Annotated in this window: 3 protein-coding genes; all 3 read left to right on the plus strand. The window is 70.9% G+C overall.

Features of this window, described 5'->3' with window-relative positions:
- Positions 1-168: 168 nt before the first annotated feature.
- From G6018_RS14355 to G6018_RS14365, 3 genes are read left to right on the plus strand one after another with little or no spacing between them, the layout of a single operon-like run.
- Entirely contained in the window at positions 169-789 is a 621-nt protein-coding gene (locus G6018_RS14355; protein ID WP_179525994.1) for a histidine phosphatase family protein, read from the plus strand.
- Positions 790-792: 3 nt separating this feature from the next.
- Positions 793-1,404, plus strand: coding sequence for a TlpA disulfide reductase family protein (locus G6018_RS14360; RefSeq protein ID WP_182610418.1), 612 nt, complete (start codon positions 793-795; stop codon positions 1,402-1,404).
- Positions 1,401-2,261: a cytochrome c biogenesis protein CcdA gene (locus tag G6018_RS14365; RefSeq protein ID WP_182615813.1), complete on the plus strand. Its 861-nt coding sequence runs from the start codon at positions 1,401-1,403 to the stop codon at positions 2,259-2,261. Before G6018_RS14360 ends, G6018_RS14365 begins: the two co-directional genes overlap by 4 nt.
- The last annotated feature ends 189 nt before the right edge of the window (positions 2,262-2,450 follow it).

The following is a 2,450-nucleotide window of genomic DNA, read 5'->3' on the forward strand; positions in this document are numbered from 1 at the left end:
GGGTCCGCGGCCACCGCGCGCCCCGCGGAGGCCTCCGCCCCGCAGCAGCAGGAGGGGGCCGAGGCGTACGGGGCCGCGCCGGGAACGATCTCCGCTCCGGGCGAGCCGGTCTCGTCGTCGTCGTCGGCACCTCGTGACTCGTCGGCCCGCGGGACCGAGACGCAGACCATCGTCCACCTGGTCCGGCACGGCGAGGTGCACAACCCCGACGGAGTGCTGTACGGCAGGCTGCCGGGCTTCCGGCTCTCCGAGCTGGGGCGCAGTCAGGCCGAGACCGTGGCACGCACACTCGGGCAGGGGCACGACATCGTGTCGATCGTGGCCTCGCCGCTGCAGCGCGCCCAGGAGACCGCCGCCCCGTTGGCCGAGGCGTTGGGCCTGCCGGTGGGGATCGACGCCGACATCATCGAGGCAGACAACCGCTTCGAGGGCAACAAGGTCGGCGGCCGGGGCGGGGCGCTGCGCAACCCGCGGTACTGGCCGATCCTGGTCAACCCGCTGCGGCCGTCGTGGGGCGAGCCGTACCTGCAGATCGCCCACCGGATGATCGGGGCCGTGTACTCCACGCTCGACACCGCCCGCGGCCACGAGGCGGTATTGGTGAGCCACCAGCTGCCCGTGTACACCACGCGACGGTTCCTCGAGGGCCGCCGACTGTGGCACGACCCCCGTTCGCGGCAGTGTTCGCTGGCCTCGATCACCTCTCTGGTCTTCGAGGGCACCACGCTGCGTGACATCGTCTACACCGAACCGGCGGGTGCGTCCGACCCGTCGCAGACTGGAGCCTGAACCATGCGTCACCCCAAGACCGCCCTCGGCGCCCTACTCCTCGCAGTCGCCCTCGCCACCGGTGCGTGCGCAACCAGCACGGACGCGGTGGTGACGGGCCCCGAGACGTTCGAGTTCGTCAGCCCGGACGGCCAGCTGGAGATCAACTACGACCCCCCATCCGAGCGCAAACCTGTCGCGACTCTCACCGGCCCGGATCTGATGGACCCCGATCGCACGCTCAACGTCCAGGAGGACTTCGAGGGGCAGGTCGTGATCCTCAACCTGTGGGGCCAGTGGTGTGGCCCGTGTCGCGCCGAGTCCGACGACCTGCAGCGGTTGCAGGACGAGTTCGAACCGCAGGGCGCGACCGTGTTCGGCATCAACCTGCGCGACCCCAACCGGCAGAAGCCCGTCGACTTTGTGGAGGACAACGGCATCACGTTCCCCTCGATCTGGGATCCGAGCAACGCCGCGGTAGCCGCACTGCGCGGCTTCCCGACGTCCGTCGTCCCGGCGACGATCATCCTGGACAAGCAACACCGGGTCGCCGCCGTGTACCTGGCCGAGATCACCGATGACAAGCTGCGGGACACCGTGTCCGCGATCCTGGCCGAGGAGGTCGAGCCGGTGTGAACTCGGAGATGATCCTTCTCGCGCAGAGCGTGGGCGAGACCTTCCAGCAGACCGTGGCCAGCGGCCCGATCCTGCTGGCGCTGGGCGCGTGCGTCCTGGCGGGGCTCGTGTCCTTCGCCTCGCCGTGTGTGATACCACTGGTGCCCGGCTACGTGGCGTACCTGGCCAGTGTCGTGGGCGCCGACCGTCCCCCGGTCACCGTTGCCGCCGCGGAGCGCCAACGAGCCGCCACGGCGACGATGACCCTGGAGGAACGCCGCACCCGCCGTTCCTCGCGTACGCGGGTTGTGGTGGCATCGCTGCTGTTCGTGGGCGGGTTCACCGTGGTCTTCGTGGCGCTCAGCGCCATGGTGCTGGGCACCGTGCAGTACCTGGCGCCGCAGCAGGAGTTGCTGCAGCGCCTCGGCGGCGTGGTGACGATCCTGATGGGGCTCGTCTTTATCGGCCTCGTGCCCACCCTGCAGCGGGATACGCGCATGCAGCCCAAGGCGCTTTCGACGTGGGTCGGCGCCCCGATGCTGGGCGCCGTCTTCGCGCTGGGCTGGACGCCGTGCCTCGGCCCGACGTTGGCCGCGGCGCTCTCCGTGGCCGCGGGAACGGGTGTCGACGCCGCCCGGGGTGTGTTGCTGATCGTCGCGTACTGCCTGGGTCTGGGGCTGCCGTTCGTGTTGGTCGCGTTCGGTTCCACCTGGGCGATGCGGACCGTCGGGTGGCTGCAGAAGCACACCCGCGCGATCCAGGTGTTCGGCGGCGTCATGCTGATCATCGTGGGCCTGCTGCTGCTCTCCGGCGCGTGGGCCCTGTTCATCGACTGGCTCCGCGACTTCGCCATCTCGGACACCACCCTGCCCATCTGAGCGGCGCCTGACAGACCCCGCGGTCACGCGGCCTCCTCGACGATGCCGGCCGCGCGGAGGCGTGCGTGGATGGCGTGGTCGAGGTCGCGGAGGAGCCCGAAGGGCAGGATCGGCGCCTCGAGTGACGTCAGCGGTGGCGGTCCCGCCTTGGCCGGCGGCGGGTCGGCGGCCCGCGGTGTGCCGGCGGGA

This window comes from Dietzia sp. DQ11-44 (assembly GCF_014145205.1).
GTDB lineage: Bacteria > Actinomycetota > Actinomycetes > Mycobacteriales > Mycobacteriaceae > Dietzia > Dietzia natronolimnaea.

Coding starts and splice junctions, on each gene's coding strand:
- G6018_RS14360 (WP_182610418.1), top strand. CDS start 793: ATGCGTCACCCCAAGACCGCCCTCGGCGCCCTACTCCTCGCAGTCGCC.